This window comes from Corynebacterium sp. MSK039 (genome assembly GCF_030232315.1).
Classification (GTDB): domain Bacteria; phylum Actinomycetota; class Actinomycetes; order Mycobacteriales; family Mycobacteriaceae; genus Corynebacterium.
On sequence record NZ_JASPJL010000004.1, the window covers coordinates 1 to 17,643 of the forward strand.

Sequence of the window (17,643 nt, forward strand, 5' to 3'; positions counted from 1 at the left end):
TATATGCTCCCGGAGCATATACTTTCCTGAAACCTACAGGTCAACCCCTGAAAATCGGCGATTCCGGACACACTTTTTGACCCTTAACCCACAGCCCCCGTGAAGGAGTACGCATCGCCGGAATCGGCGGGGAGCGTCAGCTGGCTGGCGTCCGAAACATCAAAAACAACATCCTCGGTGTTCCGCCAGATCGGCTTCGCCGCAGAATCATCGCGCAGCTTCATTCCCAGTTGGCCCTCAGGCGTCCACTGAATGCCGAGGTCGTAGTGGCCGCGCTCGGCGGTGGCTGCAGTCCCCGGCGCGGCGACGTCCTCGTCGTCGGTGACGGTCTGCTTCAACGCGGACTCTTCGTCGCCGAAGGTGTTGGCCGTCATCTCGATCTGCGGGGAGGCCACCTGGTCGCGACCGTCCCCCGCATCGTCGGCGCCGCCGAGGCACTCGGTGAGTTGCTGAGCATTGGCCCGCATCGTGCCGACGTAGCTCTTCTCACCAGGTGCGAGAGTGTCGCCGTTGAGGGTGCAGACGTCGATGTCCAGGCCTTCGGCGATGCGGATCAGGTCGGGCGCGGTGCCGGCCTGGGAGGGCTCCACAAACACCGCCGGAACCTTCTGATTCTCCAAAGTCCGGGACAGTCGAACCAGCTGGCGGGTGCTCGGTTCCACGTTCGGGTTCGGGGTGATGAAGCCCGCTGAGTCCAGGCCATAGGCCTGCGAGAGGTAGCCGAAGCTATCGTGAGCGGTCACCAGCTTCCGCTGACCGGCCGGGATGGCAGCAACCGTGCCGCGGACTTCCTGGTCGAGGTCGGTCAACTCGGCGAGGTAGGCCCGCGCGTTATCGGTATAAGCCTTCTGGTGGGCGGGGTCGATCTGGATCAGCTGGTCGCGGATGCCCTCGACCACGTTCTTCATCAGCCCGGCGTCGTGCCAGATGTGCGGGTCGAGTTCGCCGTGAATGTGCTTGCCCAGCACGGCCTGTGGCAGCAGGTAGGTTTCCTCGTCCGGCTTACCCAGGAATCGGTACTCGCGGTTGGCGGGCACGTTGTTGAGAACGCGGGTGGGGACCTCAATGACGGCCTTGTCCAGCGGGACATTGCCCGCGTCACCGGTGATGCGCAGCGCGTTGTTCGCGCCGTCTAGCGTGACGTCCTGGTGACCGCGATCGACGATGGTGCGTCCGGCGAGTTCCGGACTGGTTGCTGGAACACCAACGGCGACGGTGAGGACGTCCTCGACCTGCTTCTTGCCCGTACCGGCGCGCAGGTGGATTTTGTACACCCCCGGTTCGCTGAATGCCCAGCTCATGTGGGTGTGCGCACCGGCGGGGAGCTCGGCGGCGTCTTTATTGTCCAGGCCATCGTGGCTGGAGAAGAAGATTTCCGGGGTGCCAAAGGTTCCCGTGATGAACGCAGCGGCCCGGCCCGGGCCATCAACTTTGGTGACCTGGAATCGCACCGGGTCCTTGATGTTCTCCACGTTCCGGGTGCGCAGCCCGAGCCACACCGAATCCAGAGCCTGGTTTTCCACCAGCCGGCGCGCGAGCCCCTTGTTCGCGACGAACTCCTCCCCTACTGGCACGACGGGCGTCGTTTCCGGCGAAGAGTTATTAACCATCTCCGTGATGGCCTGCGGTTCCAGCAGCAGGCCGTTGGTGAAAATGGCGTCCGCGTTCGCGACGTTGCGCACTGCTCGCAGGGTCGGCTCGAAGGTGTGCGGATCCGCGCCCACCGGGATGAGGGACGTCACCCGGCCTTCGTAGCCAAGCACGTTGCTGACGATGTCGCCGAGGATCGGAGTCGTCGTGACGACGTTGAGGCCAGCATCGTGCTGCTCACCGGAGCGCGCCCCGTCGGTGTTACTGTCCTCGTCCGTGTTCGTGTGGTGGGAGTGCCCACCATCGGAGCGTCCACCATTGGCATGCGATGCCTGCGCAAAATGCGCGGCGGTGGGTGGCATGACCTGCTCAGAGTTGCTGCACGCGCTCGCGCTGAGGGCCACGACCCCCGCCGCGACGACGGCGCCCGTGACCTGTTTCGCCCTCGCCTTATGGGCTGTGCGGTGATCGGCTGGTTGAGCCATGAAAGCGTCTATTTCCTTCTTCGCTACTTCTTGCGGCTTGAGTGACTACTTCTGCGAATCCCGGGGGCCGCGCGCCTGCCCGGACGCGCCGCCATTGGCGACCCGCAGCGCGCTTCGGTTGAGCAGCACCCAGCCCGCACCGAACACGGTGAGGCCCACACCGAGGGCGATGAGTGCGGCGGTAGCCGGCTCCACGCCCGTATTGGCGAGCTCACCAGAACCCGTTGCGCTGCCGCCCGAACCACTATCGGCGGCCATGGTCGGCAGCTCATCGGAGCTCGAATCCTCCGAGGTGCCGGGTTCCGCTGCTTCCCCCTGCGGGCTGGATTCCGACGCGCTACCGTTCGCGCCCGACGTCCCTGAGGTGGATGCGCCGGACTTACCGGACTCAGTGGTGGCGGAGTTCGCCCCTGAGGTCGCCTTCGAGGTGCTCTTGCCCGTAGCACCAGGCTTCTTCGACCCCTTCGGCGCCGAGCCATCCCCCACCGACCAGGTGTAGGTGGCGACGTTCGACTTGCTCACGTTGCCGCGAGAGTCCTTACCCTGCGCGTAGACCCGCATCTTGTACGTGCCCGGCTGGGAGAAAACCCAGTTGGCGTGGGTGTGCGCCGGACGGTTCTGTGGGATCGCAGCCCCGCTCGTCAGCCGGGTAGATCCGTTGTTCAGTAGCGACTGCACCTCGCCAAACCCGGAGGTGCTGAAGAGGTACACATTGCCGGGGCCGCTGACCTGCTCGAAAACGATGTTCACGCTCGAGAACGGCGTGCCCGCCAGAGCTTGGGTATCCCAGCCCGGCCAGAGCAGGTTCGGATCCTGAGTGATGGGCAGGTAGTAGCCAGCCTCGCCGACCCCCTTCACCGACTTCACCTTCTCGGTGTACGCCTGCTGCTTGACCTTGAGCACAACAGACTCCGGCGAGCGACGGACGTGCTGGCCGGTGACGTCCTCCTTGAGATCCAGGCGCAGCTTGCCTCCCTCTGCAGTGACGTTGAAAGCGTCGACGTGGCCGTGATCGATGGCGCTCTGCGCGGCAGCTTTCCCGAGGGCACTCGGGTGCAGGCCCGCCGCGGCCAGGGGCGCAGCAATGGCAAGGAGCAGCGCTATGCCGAGACGAAAGGCCGCGCGACGGGCGGTGCTGAACGAAGGGGAGGACGGCGCGCTGCGCTGCGCGCGTGATGGGGCGGGTAGTGACGCTTGCGAGAGGGCAGGCGCAATCAAGCGAGACATAGTTCTCCTGACGGCGATAACAGGGCTTTCTTCTTGCGAACACGCCTGGCTGCTTGGCGGAAAACCCAGCGACCAGGAATGATAATGACAGCCATTTTCAAGTCGTGACGCTCGGTTTAAAATAGCGGAAACTCGACCTAGTTGGAAATGGTTTTCCTTTTCGGGGGTGCCTCGCTGATATCCTGATCCCCGGTATGACGTGAGCCAGGGATTCTCACCCTCGGTTGCCACAGCTCGGCCGCCCTATCAGGGACGGACACGTCCCCCACGCAAGGCAACAAACGTGCCGCGGGTGGCCTAACATAACCAACGATGAACGCGAACCCAGACCCCAATCAGCCCGCCGATCACGACGCACCATGGCGTAGCGCAGAAGAAACGAGCGAGGAGCGGACCAAAGAGCCCGGGAGCCAGGAAGAACAGATCCCGGCCTTCATCTCCCAGCCCGACCGGCTGGACAAGTGGATCTGGGTTTACCTGATAGCTGCGACGATCTTCGGCTTCGCGATGATCCCGCTGCGAGTGTGGCTGCTCAACAACCCCGTGCCCTACGCGCTCATGGTGGGCGGCTATACCTCCTCAATCGTGGGCGGGGCAGAGTCCACCACCGGTGGAATCTCGGCGGTCGCGATCGTTGTGATGACCCTGGTCGGTGCGCTGAAGACCGTCCCCCTGTGGTGGCTGGTCGGCAACAAGTGGGGCCTGGAGTACCTGCGCATGTCGGTCGCCCACTCCCCCAGGCTGCAACGCTGGACCGCGCGACTGGAAAACGCGCGCCCCGGCGTGCTGGGAGCTGCGATCGTGCTCTCCTACATCCCCTTCGTGCCCACCATCGTCATCGCCAACCTGCTGGCCGGCATCCGCCGCATGAGTTTCTGGACGGTCCTGGGACTCAACGCCTTCGGCGTGCTGGTCACCAACGCCTTCTTCGCCTACCTGGGTGTGACCTACGGCGAGCAGGTGATCTCCATCGTGGAGCAGGTCAACCGCTACGCCATGTGGATCACGATCGCGCTGCTGGTGTTCATGTTCTGGAGCATCTCGAAGCAGAACAAGAAGGCAGCCTAAGCCCAACACTTCTGCGGCGGGTGCCATACCCCAGCCGCTGCCGCGCCTGCGCAACGCAAGGAAGCCCGGACCCATTCAGGGTCCGGGCTTCCTTATGGCCTCAAGCTATTGCTCCAACTTGCTGGTGTGGGTGCTACCACCGGTCTGGATCTCGATGAGACGCACCGCGATCGCCTTCAGGTCTTCAGGCAGGCTCCGGTTCGCGACGAAGGGCTCCAACTCGATCCAGTCGAAGCGCGACGGCGGGCGCCGCACCTCGTTTTCGATCAACGAGGTGAGCTGCTCCTTGCGCGTGCGGTCCGCGGTGGATGCCCAGCGGTCGCCCAGGTCCCCGTTCATGGAGATCCCCATCGCCGATTCGATGTACGAGCGCGCGGCATTGAACGCTTGCTTGTTTCGCCGCTGGTAGTCCGACAGCTGGGCTTCGAAATGCTGATTCCAGCCGTCGACGCGAGCCTGGTTCTCCGCCACCTGCTTATTGACGGCCGCAACGTACGCATCGTCCACGGCTTCGGCCTTGCCTTCCCGCCGGTAGGCCCAGAAGACAATCGCGCCTGCTCCGAGAACACCACTGAGCAGGCTCCCGGCGATCACGATTTTGGGGCCGGTGTTCATGGTTTTGTTGATCTTTTCCAGGGACTGGCAGAAGCCATCGAAGTCGAGGTCCCCGACGTTCACCCCTTCTGCCTGTGCACGCAGTTCGCCAGGGTTGCAAGAGTAGTTCTTACCGCCCGACGCTGCGAGTTCTTCGTCCAGGAACCGGAAATCCTTTTCCTCTGCTTGCTCGATCGCCTCGGGGCCAATCTGCTCGAACATGTTCTGCTTCAGCGTTTGGCCTTCGGACTCCGCACGCCAAGACATCGCACCGAGGAGGATCGCGCCGACCCCGATGATGCCGACGAAGAACATGATCCCGGCGAGGATCCACACCAGGAAGCTCGGCGGCACGAAGGGCGTCTTCGGCTTGACCGGCAGATCCTGGATCTCTGGCGGCTGCTCCACCACAGGGGGCGCCACGAAGACCCCGGTGCGCAGCGCGTCGTCCGCCCAATCCGACTTCTTCCACCGCGGGTAGTCCGCGATGATGCCCGCGAAGCGGTCGGCCAGCACCTGGAGCCACATGCGGCTGATATTGGAGTAATCGTCCAGGTGCTTCATCGCCTGCGGGCGGTACTTGTAGAAGTAATCGGCGCCCACGCCATCGCGCCAGTTCGCGAACGTCCCGTGCTTGATGTCGTCGAGGTCAGTGTGCAGCTGGTCCCCGATGCTGGTGATCGTCTGATCCAGCTGGTAGAAGCCCTGAACCACTTCCCGGTGCTGCGCAGCGCTCTGCCGAATAGCCTCCTGCTGCAGCGCGATGGATTCCCTCTGGTTGGCCAGCGACTTGCCGAGCAGGCCGTGGGTCTTCTTCGCATCCGCGTGGGCGACGATCGCGGCCGTCGCGTTAATCATGTTGCCCAGGCGCTGCTGGGAAACCATCTCGCGTTGCATCGCGGTGGACTGGTTCACCGCACTCGTCATGTCGGCATAACGGCGCGACATTTCTTCTCTCGTAGTGATGGCTCGCTCCTTAACAACTCTCGGCAGCCAGCGATGCAGCGGGGACTGCAGTTTTAATCAGGAGCATTTTAACAAGCGCTCAGGGTCCCCTCCCCCGCTCCCTCGCGTTTTACCCCCACAACGCAAAGATGCCCCGACCCTTGCGGGATCGGGGCAGCTACGTCAGTGACGCTAGGGCTTAAGCCTCAGCCTCGTCTGCGTAGTTCTTCTGGATGGTCTCGTCGACCGGGACACCCGGACCATTGGTGGAGGACAGGGTGACCTTCTTGATGTACTTACCCTTCGAGGAGGACGGCTTGATGCGCAGCAGCTCGTCGATCAGGGCACCGTAGTTCTCGGCCAGCTTCTTCTCGTCGAAGGAAGCCTTACCGATCAGGGCGTGCAGGTTGGACGCCTTGTCCACGCGGAAGGAGATCTTGCCGCCCTTGATCTCGGAGACAGCCTTAGCAACGTCGGTGGTGACGGTGCCGGTCTTCGGGTTCGGCATCAGACCACGCGGGCCGAGCACGCGAGCAACGCGGCCGACCTTAGCCATCTGGTCCGGGGTAGCGATCGCAGCGTCGAAGTCGGTCCAGCCGCCCTGGATCTTCTCGATCAGCTCAGCGGAGCCGACGAAGTCTGCGCCTGCCTCCTCGGCAGCGGTGGCGTTCGGGCCCTCGGCGAAGACGACCACGCGGACGTCCTTACCGGTGCCGTTCGGCAGCGCGACGGTGCCGCGGACCAGCTGGTCAGCCTTGCGCGGGTCGACGCCCAGGCGGATCGCAACGTCGATGGTTGCGTCGTAGTTCTTGGAGGACGTCGCCTTGGCCAGCTTCGCAGCCTGCAGCGGGGTGTACTTGTTATCGCGGTCGACCTTAGCGGCCGCCTCGCGGTAAGCCTTAGAAACCTTGCTCATGAAAATTCCAATCTGGGTTTAGGTGTTGGAGTTGTGGTCTAGTGGGTCAGCAAGCGACCCTGCCACGCGATGAAACCCCGGCGGCGAACCCACCGGGGTGGCGCACTTAAGCAGACGGGCGACCCTCGACGTCGATACCCATCGAGCGAGCGGTACCGGCGATGATGGCCGCACCAGCCTCGATGTCGTTCGCGTTCAGGTCCGGCTCCTTGGTCTTTGCAATTTCCTTGCACTGATCCCAGGTGACCTTACCGACCTTGTCGGTGTGCGGGACGCCGGAGCCCTTCTGCAGGCCAGCGGCCTTCAGCAGCAGCTTGGAAGCCGGCGGGGTCTTCAGCTTGAAGTCGAAGGAGCGGTCCTCGTAGACCGTGATCTCGACCGGCACGATGTTGCCGCGCTGGGACTCGGTTGCAGCGTTGTAGGCCTTGGTGAACTCAACGATGTTCACGCCGTGAGCACCCAGTGCCGGACCAACCGGCGGAGCTGGGGTTGCTGCACCAGCCTGGATCTGCAGCTTGATGAGCGCCTGGACCTTCTTCTTCTTGGCCATCGCTATACCTCTTTCTGTTATCAGGAAGCGGGCGTACCGCTCCCCGACCGGATGCCGGTTCTTAGCCAGCCACCGGAGATGAATAGTTTCACTGCCACCCGGGCACGCCGAAGGCGCGCCACTGAATAGCAGACAGAGTTACATTAATCGAGCTTCGCGACCTGATCAAATTCCAGCTCAACCGGGGTCTCACGGCCGAAGATGGAGACCATGGCCTTGAGGCGGTTCTGGACGGTATCGATCTCGGAGACGGTCGCGGCAACGGATGCGAACGGGCCGGAGAGGATGGTGACGGACTCGCCCACCTCGTAGTCCACCTCGACGGTCTCGGAGGCCGGCTTCGGCGGGACGGCCACGCCGGTGGCGGAGACGTCGACGTCGGCGGCGTCCTGGCCCTGATCCTCCGCCGCGGCGGTTGCGGTCTCCGGTGGCAGCAGGAACTTCGCGACCTCGCGGATCTTCACCGGGGTCGGCTTGCCCTCGTTACCCACGAAGGAGGTGACACCCGGGGTGTCACGGACGACGGACCAGGAGGCGTCGTCGAGCTCGATGCGGACGAGGACGTAGCCCGGCAGCAGCTTGCGCTTGACCTGCTTGCGCTTGCCGTCCTTCAGCTCGGTGACTTCCTCGATCGGGACGACGACCTCGTGGATCTGCTCGTCCACACCCAGGGTCTGGGCGCGCATCTCGAGGTTGGTCTTCACCTTGTTCTCGTAGCCGGAGTAGCACTGGATGATGTACCACTCGCCCGGCAGCTTCTTCAGGGCGCGCATGAACTCGCGCAGGCGGGTCTTGTAGGCCTCCATCGCGGCCTCTTCGGCGGTCTTCTCCGGCTGCTCAGCCTCGGAAGCCTCTGGGGCGGCCTCGGTGCCCTCCGCCAGCTCCGCGGCGGTGTCCTCTGCCGCGTCGCCCAGGGCTGCCGCGGCCTGGTCGGCCTCGGACTCCTTGTGGGCTGCGACTTCCTGGTGGATGTCCTCCTGTGCCGCGGCGGCGAGGTCCGCTGCGCTGAGGTTCTTATCTGCGCTCATGTGATGCTCCTTGTCGGGTGAGCCTGGGTCGTTTTAGGCACGATCGGCAATAAAAATCCGCCCCTACCGTTGGTCGGCGAGGCGGGATGTTTTCTGTTGACGAGTTTAGCATGCGGGCAGGATTTATGGCCATGAGCAGGCCGGTGCGGCGAGAGGAGACGCAAAAAAGCCCTCCACGAGGGAGGGCTTGGAGCATGTCGCTGCGCTTGGGGGAACCAGCTAAGGCTAGACGCCGAAGACCCAGCGAACACCGAGGCCAGTGACGTAGTCCACGCCAGCAACCAGAGCGGTCATCAGGATGAGGAAGACCAGCACGACGATGGAGTAGGTCACCATCTCGCGGCCGGTCGGCCAGATGACCTTGCGCATCTCGGAGATCACGCCACGGATGTAGTCCGCGATGGCGGTGAAGGGGTTGCTCCTGGTTTCGACAACCTCGGGGGTGGTCGAAGCGCTGGTCGCGCGAGCCGTGGTGGCCTGGCCAGCGACCTGACGCTTACCGCTGGGGCGCATGGAGCCTCCGGAAGCGTTCGCTCCGGAGCCTTCGGCCCTGTTGCTATCTTCGCTCACGTGGTTACTCCTTCGGGCGCCCGCGGGGGCGGGCGTACTTTGCAGGGGTGACAGGACTTGAACCCGCAACCTACGGTTTTGGAGACCGTTGCTCTACCAATTGAGCTACACCCCTAAAACTGTGGCAACGCCGGGTTGATGGCCGCGATTTTACCCGCAGACAACGCACCATGCGTGCAACACGGGAGTAGCCTAGCAACTTTCCATTCAGTTAGACAACTTGCCACGTTTTCCGCAGCACTCCACCACTCGAAGTGGGGTGAACACGGGAGGCTGGGCGCGCAATAGCCTCACCCGGTGGCCTCGCTCCCCGGTGGGACATGCTCAGGGCTGGCATGACTTGCGGCAGGACCACCCGGTGAACCCACTCCCCTGTGGGACGCGGCGAGCCAAGGCGGCGGTGAGGGCGGTGGCGTCGTCAATAAAAAAAATAGACCCCGCGGAAAAACCACGGGGTCCTAAATTAGTAGCGGTGCCGGGACTCGATCCCGGGACCTCACGATTATGAGTCGTGCGCTCTAACCAGCTGAGCTACACCGCCACAGCCACTTACACGACCAGCCACGGCCAGCGTAAACAGGTCACGTGACGGCCATATAAAATGACAGAGCCCCCTGACGGAATCGAACCGTCGACCTTTTCCTTACCATGGAAACGCTCTGCCGACTGAGCTAAGGGGGCGCAACTTAAATCGACCGAACCTCGCGAAGTAATTCGCTGTGGCCCGTTGATCGAAGCCTGAAGTAGCATAACCAGTTTCTAATGAGAAGCACAAATCTGCACGTCGTAGCCGGTTTCCGAGGTCGGTATGGGTGCGTCTTGGGTGGCATTAGGCGGTGGATCGCGCGATTGCCTCTTCCGCTGGGCGGGCCAGCTGTTTTATAGTTTCTAGTTGCGCCGTTATCGGGTGTTAAGGGGTGTCCTGGGGTTTTAATTCAGGCGCTTTCCGGATAATGCACCGGCGGCGCATGGCACACCCCTCACGGGGCAAGGAGGTTCGAGTCCTCTCAATCTTTTATTCCGCGCCGCCCGGGAGCCCTTCGCTTGCGGCCTGCGGCCCGGCCCCGACGAGCGCCTGCGAGCGTTCCGACGCGCCGACGCCCCGCCGTCTGCGAATCCCACGCGGCGCGGAATTTTCAACTTCACATTCGCCTGCACCTTGCATGCTGGCGATTCAGGTGGTGACACATGTTCTTCAATCGCAACCGCGACTTTGGCTCCTGGATGGAGTACGTCGAGACCGACACGCCGCTGTCGTGGCGCCCATCCTTCCCACGCAGCCCGATCCCGCTGCCCGGACACATTGTGCTGCGCTCCCGCGACGGCGAGGTGACCGCGCTGTCCCGTCCGGGGTTTGCGCTGCCCACCGACCGTTTCGTGCAGGTCGATCAACGCCGCCGCCAGCTTTCCTTCGCCCCGCAGCGGATCCCCACCGCCGAGGGGCAGGACGTCACCCTGACCTTCGTGCTGACCGTGCGGGTCAGTGATCCGGTGGCTTTCCTCACCGCCGCTGACGAGCCGGATCGGGAGGTCTACCTGGCCGCCCAAATCGCCCTGCGAGAACTGGTGGCGACGAAACCCCTAGCCGAGTTCATCGGGCAGCGCATCGACCTCTCCCCCGTCGCGGAGGCTGCGCGGGAGGCCGGCGCGGCGGTCGGCGTCGAGGTGCTGGGAGATGTTCACCTCAAGGATCTCTCCCTGCCGCACGGCGTGGCCGAGGCACTGAGCCAGGCGGAGGTGGATAAGCTCACCGCTGCTAGCGAGCTGGAGCGGGCGCGCACCGAGGTGAAGATCACCCGCGCTCGCATGGGCACGGCGAAGGTGCTGGAGCAGAACCCGCTGCTGGCGAAGATTCGCCTGCTGGAGGCCCTGCCGCCGGGCACCACCCTGGAGCTGCGCGACCGGTCGCTGGAGTCGCCGGATCAGCTACAGGAACCACGGGACCGGGGCGAACTCGACAGCTAGCTGCCCCTAGCTGCTCGCGGGGACCGCCCCGCTATCCCGTATCCCGGTGGAGTTTTCTCGCCCCAAAAGAAAGAGGAGCCGAGCCCCATGTGGGACCCGGCTGCCGATTCAGCAGGTTTTAGTGCTGCCCCTCGGCGAACTCCTCCACCAGCTTCGCGTTGAAGGCCTCAAGGTCGGCCGGAGTGCGGGAAGAGACCAGGCCGTTGTCCACGTGGACCTCCTCGTCGACCCACGTTGCCCCAGCGTTCTGGAGGTCAGTCTTCAACGACGGATACGAGGTCAAGGTACGGCCGCGGAGGACGTCCGCGTCGGTCAGGATCCACGCACCGTGGCAAATCACCGCCAGCGGCTTTCCAGCCTCGACGTGCTTCTTCACGATCTCGACCGCTGCCTCGTCCATGCGCAGCTGGTCGGCGTTTCCGGTACCGCCCGGAAGGACAATCCCGTCGAACTCAGCGTCGCGGGAGCTTTCGGTAGAGGCATCCGCCTCAGAGGTAGAACCGTTCTTGCCCTCAATCTTCTCGCCACCAGGGCTGAGGACAGTCACTGCACCGCCTGCCTGACGGACAGCCTCAATCGGGGAGCTGAACTCACTGTCCTCGAACCCATTCGTCGCGAGAACACCAATGCGCTTGCCATCTAGCTTTGCCATGTGTCGCTCCTTTCTCAAGAACGTAGACCTCCATGGTGCCAGCGAAACCCGGCGAGCAACACCCTCACTTCCCCGAACACCAGGGCACCCTGGCGAGGAAATCTAGAGCGCGAAGGCAGAAATTCCAGATTGAACCACCCCATGACATCTACGTTTGTATCATCTAGGGTGATACATACGTAGTTCATATGTCACCTGAGTGAGGGAGGTAGGCGTTATGTCATCGACTAAAACTCTCGAGCTGCTCGAATCCCTAGCCGCAGACCAGTGGGGCATCATCACCACGGCCCAAGCCAAAAGCGAAGGAATTAGCCGCCTACAGCTGAGCCGACTCTCCGAACGAGGTGTACTCACGCGCACTCGGCAGGGCCTCTACCACCTCCCCTCCGCATCATTTGGCCCCCTCACCGATATTCGCGAAGCCTGGGTAGCGCTTCGCCCTAGCTTCTTCCCCGGGGAGCGACTGAGCGAAGAAAATGACGTGTTTGTCTCTCACGAATCAGCAGCGATCATCCATCAAATTGGTGACCTCATCCCTCACAAGCACACATTTTCTACGCGCGCGCGAAAGCAAACGCGACATGAGGACATTCTGATCTACAACTATCGCAACGCGAACGAGGAGGACGTCCTCCTCGTCGATGGTCTACCCGTAACGTCGATAGAACGCACCATCGCAGACCTTGCCGACGAGAAGATTGAGTTCAACTACCTCGCAGTCATCGTGACGGATGCCTTAAGAAAAGAAGGTGTTCGCATAGCAGCATTGGCTGAATGCCTCGACGCAAGCGCACCTGCCTATGGCTATGCGAATGGCCAAGCGTTCATTGAGGCGTGCCAGGCGGAAGCCCGGTCAGATGAAGATCGTGAAGAAATTGCGCACCGCTTTGCAACCAGCCTCGCTGTCGACCTGGGGTTCAAGGGAATCTCAACCACGCTCGCCGAGACACTTGAAGCCTTGAGCAAGAGAGCAGGCTCCCTCGCCGGCGGCTCCGTTCTTGAAGAGGCACACGCCACGCAGACTGAACAGATCAATAAACAAATCAGGAAGGTTTTCCTCCAGTACCCCGGTATTGCGAATCTTCTCCCCTCAGCCGACCTACCGCCTAGCAATCCCGCCGCAAAAGCACTCAGGGAGCTTGACTTGACGGCATCTGCGATAACTCCTAAAGCTCAGGCAACACCCGAGACAGAGGGCCACCAAGAGTCGAAAGGGGCACAGCAGCGATGAATCAACCGCTCACCACGAGGGAGGCCCGAAATCTCCAGAAGAGCCTCAACATGCGCATTTCCAACGAAGCGAAGACCCAGGGCAGATCGAGGGACAGCATCCGGTTCCAGCTGGTTTTCGAAAGCATGCTCAGGCTCATCTTCCGCAATCCTTCCCCTGGGTGGACGCTCAAGGGAGGGACCGCACTTCTCATGCGTAACGGGAAGGGGCGCTTCACCAGGGATCTGGATCTGGCGCGTTCAAAACGCTGGGACTCCGGCGAAGAACTCACTAACGACCTGAAAGAACTCGTCCAGGGCAAAAATGGCGACCCCTTCACCTTCGAAGTGAAAGATATCCACTCTCGAGACAACACGGCCCGTGGAGAGTACGCCACCCCGACCGCCACTGTATCGATCGAAGCTCGACTCGGAACACTACAGTTTCACACCTTTAAAATTGATGTATCCCTCTCGCGCCACACACAGGCACCACCTGAGCACGTTGAGGTAGATCCCCTACTCAATACGTTGCAGCAGGACAGGCTCTACGAATCCTTCACCGTCCTCGTCACACCTATCGAAGCGCATCTAGCCGACAAGATCTGTGCGATGCGGGAAACCCACCACGGCCGCACAAGCACTCGATACCACGATCTTGCGGACATCATTCAAATCATTCTTACGCAAGACTTCTCAGCTCAGAAATTGCAGACCACACTGTTACACGAAACACGCCGGCGTAATATCCAGCTACCGGAAGTTTTAGCTTCACCGGGTCCGGAGTGGGAACGTGGTTACGAAAAGAAGGCCAAGGACTTTTACGGGCTCCCTCCCAATCTTCACTCTCTTACGGCCTCCCTCGAGTTCGCTGGAACATGTCTGAACGAAATTCTCAGCGACCAACGCGGCACCGGGTGGTGGAACCATCGGAGCCAGCAGTGGGTCAATGAATACCAAGCACCGGGCCGCTCATTTTAAGCTGAGCAACTCGTCCCTACTACGTATCATCCCAGCTGTTGGCACAGCCGTCGCGTTGCCTCACGACTGACCTAACCCCCACCCCCGAATCAGCGCCACACCCCACCAACGCAAAAACTCCGCCAGGGTTTTCCCTGACGGAGTTCGTCTGTGCCAGATGTTGGATTTGAACCAACGAAGGCATAAGCCGGCGGATTTACAGTCCGCTTCCTTTGGCCGCTCGGACAATCTGGCGTACACCATCTGGTGCGCTCAATACCCTACTACGCGCCTCGAAAATTCCCTAAACGCGCTGCTCAGGCCAGGTATTGACGTCCTTAAAAGGGAGGCGGAACAACCGGGAGACGGTGGGCAACCGCCCAACCGCAGCCGAACTAGCCCAGGCGGTCCAAAGAGAAGGCGAGCAAGTGGCGCAGCGCCTCAGTGACCTCATTATCCGGTAGCTTCGCCAACTCCTCGTCAGCCAGGCCACGGTAGTGCTCCACGTCCCGCTCCGCGAGCTCACGGCCGTTGGAACGCTGGATAAGCTCCAGGCACTCCTCGACCACCGCGTCGTCGGTCACCGGGCCGGTCAGCAGCTCGCGCAGGCGCGCGCCGACCTCGTCCTCCTGGCGCATCGCGTGCAACACCGGCAGGGTGAACACGCCCTCACGCAGGTCCGTGCCCGGCGTCTTGCCGGACTCCTCCGGATCGGCCCAGATGTCGATGATGTCGTCCACGATCTGGAAGATCTGCCCCATGTGGCGGCCGAACTGCGCCAGCGCGTCCACGTGCTCCTGCTCCGCACCGGAATGCAGCGCGCCCAGGTAACCCGCGGAGGCGATCAGCACGCCGGTCTTCTCCTGGATGACCTTCATGTAGTGCTCGATCGCATCCTCGCCATCAGCCGCGCCCACGGTCTCGCGCATCTGGCCGGTGACCAGCTCGCCGAAGGTGTCCGCGAAGTGGCGAACCGTCTGGGAACCCAGCCCGGAGAGGATCTCCGAGGCCACCGCGAACAGGTAATCGCCGGCGAGGATCGCCATCGAGTTGCCCCAGCGCGCATTCGCGGACTCCGCGCCACGGCGGCGGTCGGCCTCGTCCATGACGTCGTCGTGGTAGAGCGTCGCGAGATGCGTCAGCTCCACGACCACGGCGGCGTCGCGCACCTCGCGGGCCGTCGGGTTCTTGCCGTACTGCGCGGCGAGCAGCGCAAACACCACGCGAAAGCGCTTGCCGCCAGCCAGCGCGAGGTGGCTGATCTTATCGGTGATGAAGCTCTCGCCCTGGCTGAGGCGCCAGCGCAGGAAGTCCTCCGCCTCCTGCAGCCCCGCCGTGATGCGGTCGTTGAGCTCGGCATTCCCCAGGTCCGGAGCTACCGGCCTGGCGTTGTCGCGTACTGCCATGTCCCTGCGTCTGCCTCGATCTAGATTGTGATTGTGCGTGAGCTATAGCTAGCCATTCGATAGGTTAGCCGATCTACTCGGGCGCGTAGTAATGGATTCACCCCTCGCCACGCGGGATTGCTTCCGTGGCGCAGGTTTTCCGGTCGCCGTATTGCTCGCGGTGGGTCCTCCGGTTCTTTTTAGGACGTCACCCCGGCTAACCTTGAGCCTCATGAGCCCCTCTTCTTCCACCACGCACGATTCGGCGACGCGAGGCGAGTCCGCCGCCCCGCAACGGGTACCGCAAGATCAGCTGCGCGCCGAGGTGCTGATCATCGGCGGCGGCCCGGCGGGTGCTGCGGCGGCGTACCACGCCGCCCGAGCGGGGTGGGACACCCTGGTGATCGATATGGCGGACCACGCCACCCAGCCGCGCGATAAGACCTGTGGGGACGGCCTGACCCCACGCGCCGTCGGCGCCCTGGAGGCGATGGGGGCAGGCCACCTGCTGGATGGTCACCCGCGGATCAAAGGCCTGAAGCTGCACGGCTTCGGCGGATCGATCACCGCGCCGTGGCCGAAGCACGAGAAGTTCCCCGCCCGGGGGTCCGCGATCCCGCGTAGTGATTTCGACGCCGCCCTGCTGCGCCACGCCATCGACGCCGGGGCTCGCTTCCACGGCGGGCTGAAGGCCGTGGAGGTCTCGGAAGACGGGCAGACCGTGACCTGCCAGGCCGTCGGCGAACGCGCTGGAAAGGCGGCGGGGACCAACCGCGAGGTACAGAGTACGGAGATCCGCACGGAGTTCCTCGTCCTCGCCGAGGGCGTGCGCTCCGCCATCGCCCGGCAGCTGGGCGTGCAGTGGGAACGCGGCATCGTCCACGGCATCGCCGCCCGCAGCTACGTGGAAACCCCGCACGCCGACGAACCATGGATCCACTCCCACCTGGAGCTGCGGGACCACGAGGGCACCGCGCAGCCCGGCTACGGCTGGATCTTCCCCCTCGGCACCCCCACGACTGGCGGGCAGGCGGGCAACGGGGCAGATGCCGACCCGACCCCGCAGGTAAACCTGGGCTGCGGGGCGCTGACCACCACGCAGCGGCCAGCGAAGGTGAACACCAAGAAGCTGCTCGTCCACTACGCCGACCAGGTCCGCGAGGAGTGGGAGCTCGGCACCCCGCAACGCATCACCAGCGCCCTGCTGCCGATGGGTGGGGCCGTCACGCGAGTGGCGGGCCGAAACTGGGCCGTGATCGGCGACTCCGCCGCCCTGGTCAACCCGCTGAACGGCGAGGGCATCGACTACGGGCTGGAGTCCGCCCGCTTCCTCGTCGAACTGCTGGGCGACGCCCGCCGCAACCCCGACGGTCTGCGTTATTCCTGGCCCGCCCGGCTGCGCCAGGAGTACGGCGACGCCTTCGCTCTGGCCCGCCGCCTGGGCATGCTGCTGACCATGCCGGGCCTGCTGGCCGCGATCGGCCCGGTGGGCATGCGCGGACCTTTGGCCCACACGGTGATGAACTCCGCGGCCCGCCTGATGGGCAACCTCGTCACCCCACAGGACCGGGACCTCACGGCAAAGCTGTGGCTCGGCGCCGGCAAGCTCTCCCGCGGCGTGGATAAGCTCCTCGCCGCGGACTCCCGCCCCCTCTTCGGGCGCCAATAAACCCGGACAGCACGAAAGCCCACGGTTTCCCGTGGGCTTTCGTTGTCTCCGGCGCACCCGAGCGACGTGGCCAAGCAACATGCCCGAGCAAAGTGGCAGAGCAGGGAACCGTGCCCCGAAACTACGCCAGCGAGCTAGTCCAACGGCTTCGTCCCGCTGTGCAGCGCAACGATGCCGCCGGTGAGATTCTGCCAGCCGACATTCTCCCAACCATTGGCGCGGATCTCGCGGGCCAGCTCCTCCTGATCCGGCCACGCGCGGATGGATTCCGCGAGGTAGATATAAGACTCCGGGTTGGAGCTGACCACCTTCGCCACCGCGGGCAGCGCGCGCATCAGGTACTCCTTGTACACGGTCGCGAAACCGGGGATGACCGGCGTCGAAAACTCCGCGATCGCGAGCTTGCCACCCGGCTTCGTCACCCGGGCCATCTCCCGCAACCCGGCGCGGAAGTCCACCAAATTACGCAGACCGTAACTGATCGTCACGGCGTCGAAAGTATTATCCGCGAACGGCAGATTCAGGCCATCGGCGCAGATCATCGGCACGTCGCGGTGGGAACCCGCCCGCAGCATGCCCAGCGAGAAGTCCGCGGCCACGCAGTACGCGCCGGACTCCGCCAGCTCCTCGGTGGACACGCCCGTGCCCGCGGCAAGGTCCAGCACCTTATCCCCCGGCGCGAGATCCAGGCGGCGGCGCGTGCGCTTTCGCCACAGCCGGTCCTGGCCGAAGCTCAGCACCGTATTCGTGATGTCGTAGTTCTTCCCCACGGCATCGAACATCGTGGCCACTTCGCGCGGATCTTTTTCCAGACTTGCCCTAGACATAAA

At 63.4% G+C, this 17,643-nt stretch carries 15 protein-coding genes and 4 tRNA genes; 5 read left to right on the top strand and 14 right to left on the bottom strand.

Translation table 11 applies throughout. From position 1 onward, the window contains the following. Positions 1-83: 83 nt before the first annotated feature. Both QP997_RS04255 and QP997_RS04260 read right to left on the bottom strand, forming a co-directional pair. Positions 84-2,075: an anchored repeat ABC transporter, substrate-binding protein gene (locus QP997_RS04255; RefSeq protein ID WP_284846321.1), complete on the bottom strand. Its 1,992-nt coding sequence runs from the start codon at positions 2,073-2,075 to the stop codon at positions 84-86. Positions 2,076-2,120: 45 nt separating this feature from the next. Next, entirely contained in the window at positions 2,121-3,302 is a 1,182-nt protein-coding gene (locus tag QP997_RS04260; protein ID WP_284846322.1) for a choice-of-anchor M domain-containing protein, read from the bottom strand. 312 nt (positions 3,303-3,614) lie between these two features. On the opposite strand from QP997_RS04260, the gene QP997_RS04265 reads away from it, so the two are divergent. After that, complete coding sequence (locus tag QP997_RS04265; protein WP_284846323.1) at positions 3,615-4,370, top strand: DedA family protein; 756 nt, start codon at positions 3,615-3,617, stop codon at positions 4,368-4,370. A gap of 105 nt (positions 4,371-4,475) precedes the next feature. Here the strand turns inward: QP997_RS04265 and QP997_RS04270 are convergent, their stop codons facing one another. The 8 genes from QP997_RS04270 to QP997_RS04305 all read right to left on the bottom strand — a co-directional run bounded on the left by QP997_RS04270 (position 4,476) and on the right by QP997_RS04305 (position 9,654). Then, complete coding sequence (locus tag QP997_RS04270; protein WP_284846324.1) at positions 4,476-5,912, bottom strand: tetratricopeptide repeat protein; 1,437 nt, start codon at positions 5,910-5,912, stop codon at positions 4,476-4,478. Positions 5,913-6,108: 196 nt separating this feature from the next. Next, positions 6,109-6,825 carry a 50S ribosomal protein L1 gene (rplA, locus tag QP997_RS04275; protein WP_070759795.1) on the bottom strand — a complete coding sequence of 239 codons (717 nt, stop codon included), beginning with the start codon at positions 6,823-6,825 and terminating at the stop codon, positions 6,109-6,111. A gap of 106 nt (positions 6,826-6,931) precedes the next feature. Next, positions 6,932-7,375, bottom strand: a complete 444-nt coding sequence (gene rplK, locus QP997_RS04280) for a 50S ribosomal protein L11 (protein ID WP_012359548.1) — start codon at positions 7,373-7,375, stop codon at positions 6,932-6,934. 143 nt (positions 7,376-7,518) lie between these two features. Beyond that, positions 7,519-8,403: a transcription termination/antitermination protein NusG gene (nusG, locus tag QP997_RS04285; protein ID WP_284846325.1), complete on the bottom strand. Its 885-nt coding sequence runs from the start codon at positions 8,401-8,403 to the stop codon at positions 7,519-7,521. Positions 8,404-8,628: 225 nt separating this feature from the next. Next, entirely contained in the window at positions 8,629-8,973 is a 345-nt protein-coding gene (secE, locus tag QP997_RS04290) for a preprotein translocase subunit SecE (protein WP_284846326.1), read from the bottom strand. Positions 8,974-9,015: 42 nt separating this feature from the next. Beyond that, positions 9,016-9,088: transfer RNA gene (locus tag QP997_RS04295), tRNA-Trp, on the bottom strand. A gap of 352 nt (positions 9,089-9,440) precedes the next feature. Continuing rightward, a tRNA-Met gene (locus QP997_RS04300) sits at positions 9,441-9,514 on the bottom strand. Positions 9,515-9,581: 67 nt separating this feature from the next. Continuing rightward, positions 9,582-9,654 (bottom strand) — tRNA-Thr (locus tag QP997_RS04305). A gap of 507 nt (positions 9,655-10,161) precedes the next feature. On the opposite strand from QP997_RS04305, the gene QP997_RS04310 reads away from it, so the two are divergent. Next, on the top strand, positions 10,162-10,938 hold the full coding sequence (locus QP997_RS04310; protein ID WP_284846327.1) for an SPFH domain-containing protein: 777 nt from the start codon (positions 10,162-10,164) through the stop codon (positions 10,936-10,938). Between the two features lie 118 nt (positions 10,939-11,056). Here QP997_RS04310 and QP997_RS04315 read toward each other — a convergent pair whose 3' ends face one another. Next, positions 11,057-11,590 carry a type 1 glutamine amidotransferase domain-containing protein gene (locus QP997_RS04315; protein ID WP_284846328.1) on the bottom strand — a complete coding sequence of 178 codons (534 nt, stop codon included), beginning with the start codon at positions 11,588-11,590 and terminating at the stop codon, positions 11,057-11,059. A gap of 217 nt (positions 11,591-11,807) precedes the next feature. Between QP997_RS04315 and QP997_RS04320 the strand changes: the two genes are divergently transcribed. Then, complete coding sequence (locus QP997_RS04320; RefSeq protein WP_284846329.1) at positions 11,808-12,821, top strand: type IV toxin-antitoxin system AbiEi family antitoxin domain-containing protein; 1,014 nt, start codon at positions 11,808-11,810, stop codon at positions 12,819-12,821. Between the two features lie 50 nt (positions 12,822-12,871). After that, positions 12,872-13,780, top strand: a complete 909-nt coding sequence (locus QP997_RS04325) for a nucleotidyl transferase AbiEii/AbiGii toxin family protein (RefSeq protein WP_284846330.1) — start codon at positions 12,872-12,874, stop codon at positions 13,778-13,780. 151 nt (positions 13,781-13,931) lie between these two features. On the opposite strand, the gene QP997_RS04330 is transcribed toward QP997_RS04325, so the two are convergent. Continuing rightward, a tRNA-Tyr gene (locus QP997_RS04330) sits at positions 13,932-14,014 on the bottom strand. Between the two features lie 140 nt (positions 14,015-14,154). After that, on the bottom strand, positions 14,155-15,165 hold the full coding sequence (locus QP997_RS04335) for a polyprenyl synthetase family protein (protein ID WP_284846331.1): 1,011 nt from the start codon (positions 15,163-15,165) through the stop codon (positions 14,155-14,157). A gap of 211 nt (positions 15,166-15,376) precedes the next feature. Here QP997_RS04335 and QP997_RS04340 point away from each other — a divergent pair, with 211 nt between their 5' ends. Further along, positions 15,377-16,813: a geranylgeranyl reductase family protein gene (locus tag QP997_RS04340; RefSeq protein ID WP_284846332.1), complete on the top strand. Its 1,437-nt coding sequence runs from the start codon at positions 15,377-15,379 to the stop codon at positions 16,811-16,813. A 134-nt stretch (positions 16,814-16,947) separates the two neighbouring features. Here the strand turns inward: QP997_RS04340 and QP997_RS04345 are convergent, their stop codons facing one another. Beyond that, positions 16,948-17,640 carry a demethylmenaquinone methyltransferase gene (locus QP997_RS04345; protein WP_284846333.1) on the bottom strand — a complete coding sequence of 231 codons (693 nt, stop codon included), beginning with the start codon at positions 17,638-17,640 and terminating at the stop codon, positions 16,948-16,950. Positions 17,641-17,643 lie beyond the last annotated feature (3 nt).

Coding starts and splice junctions, on each gene's coding strand:
- QP997_RS04255 (WP_284846321.1), bottom strand. CDS start 2,075: ATGGCTCAACCAGCCGATCACCGCACAGCCCATAAGGCGAGGGCGAAA.
- QP997_RS04260 (WP_284846322.1), bottom strand. CDS start 3,302: ATGTCTCGCTTGATTGCGCCTGCCCTCTCGCAAGCGTCACTACCCGCC.
- QP997_RS04265 (WP_284846323.1), top strand. CDS start 3,615: ATGAACGCGAACCCAGACCCCAATCAGCCCGCCGATCACGACGCACCA.
- QP997_RS04270 (WP_284846324.1), bottom strand. CDS start 5,912: ATGTCGCGCCGTTATGCCGACATGACGAGTGCGGTGAACCAGTCCACC.
- rplA (WP_070759795.1), bottom strand. CDS start 6,825: ATGAGCAAGGTTTCTAAGGCTTACCGCGAGGCGGCCGCTAAGGTCGAC.
- rplK (WP_012359548.1), bottom strand. CDS start 7,375: ATGGCCAAGAAGAAGAAGGTCCAGGCGCTCATCAAGCTGCAGATCCAG.
- nusG (WP_284846325.1), bottom strand. CDS start 8,403: ATGAGCGCAGATAAGAACCTCAGCGCAGCGGACCTCGCCGCCGCGGCA.
- QP997_RS04310 (WP_284846327.1), top strand. CDS start 10,162: ATGTTCTTCAATCGCAACCGCGACTTTGGCTCCTGGATGGAGTACGTC.
- QP997_RS04315 (WP_284846328.1), bottom strand. CDS start 11,590: ATGGCAAAGCTAGATGGCAAGCGCATTGGTGTTCTCGCGACGAATGGG.
- QP997_RS04320 (WP_284846329.1), top strand. CDS start 11,808: ATGTCATCGACTAAAACTCTCGAGCTGCTCGAATCCCTAGCCGCAGAC.
- QP997_RS04325 (WP_284846330.1), top strand. CDS start 12,872: ATGCGCATTTCCAACGAAGCGAAGACCCAGGGCAGATCGAGGGACAGC.
- QP997_RS04335 (WP_284846331.1), bottom strand. CDS start 15,165: ATGGCAGTACGCGACAACGCCAGGCCGGTAGCTCCGGACCTGGGGAAT.
- QP997_RS04340 (WP_284846332.1), top strand. CDS start 15,377: ATGAGCCCCTCTTCTTCCACCACGCACGATTCGGCGACGCGAGGCGAG.
- QP997_RS04345 (WP_284846333.1), bottom strand. CDS start 17,640: ATGTCTAGGGCAAGTCTGGAAAAAGATCCGCGCGAAGTGGCCACGATG.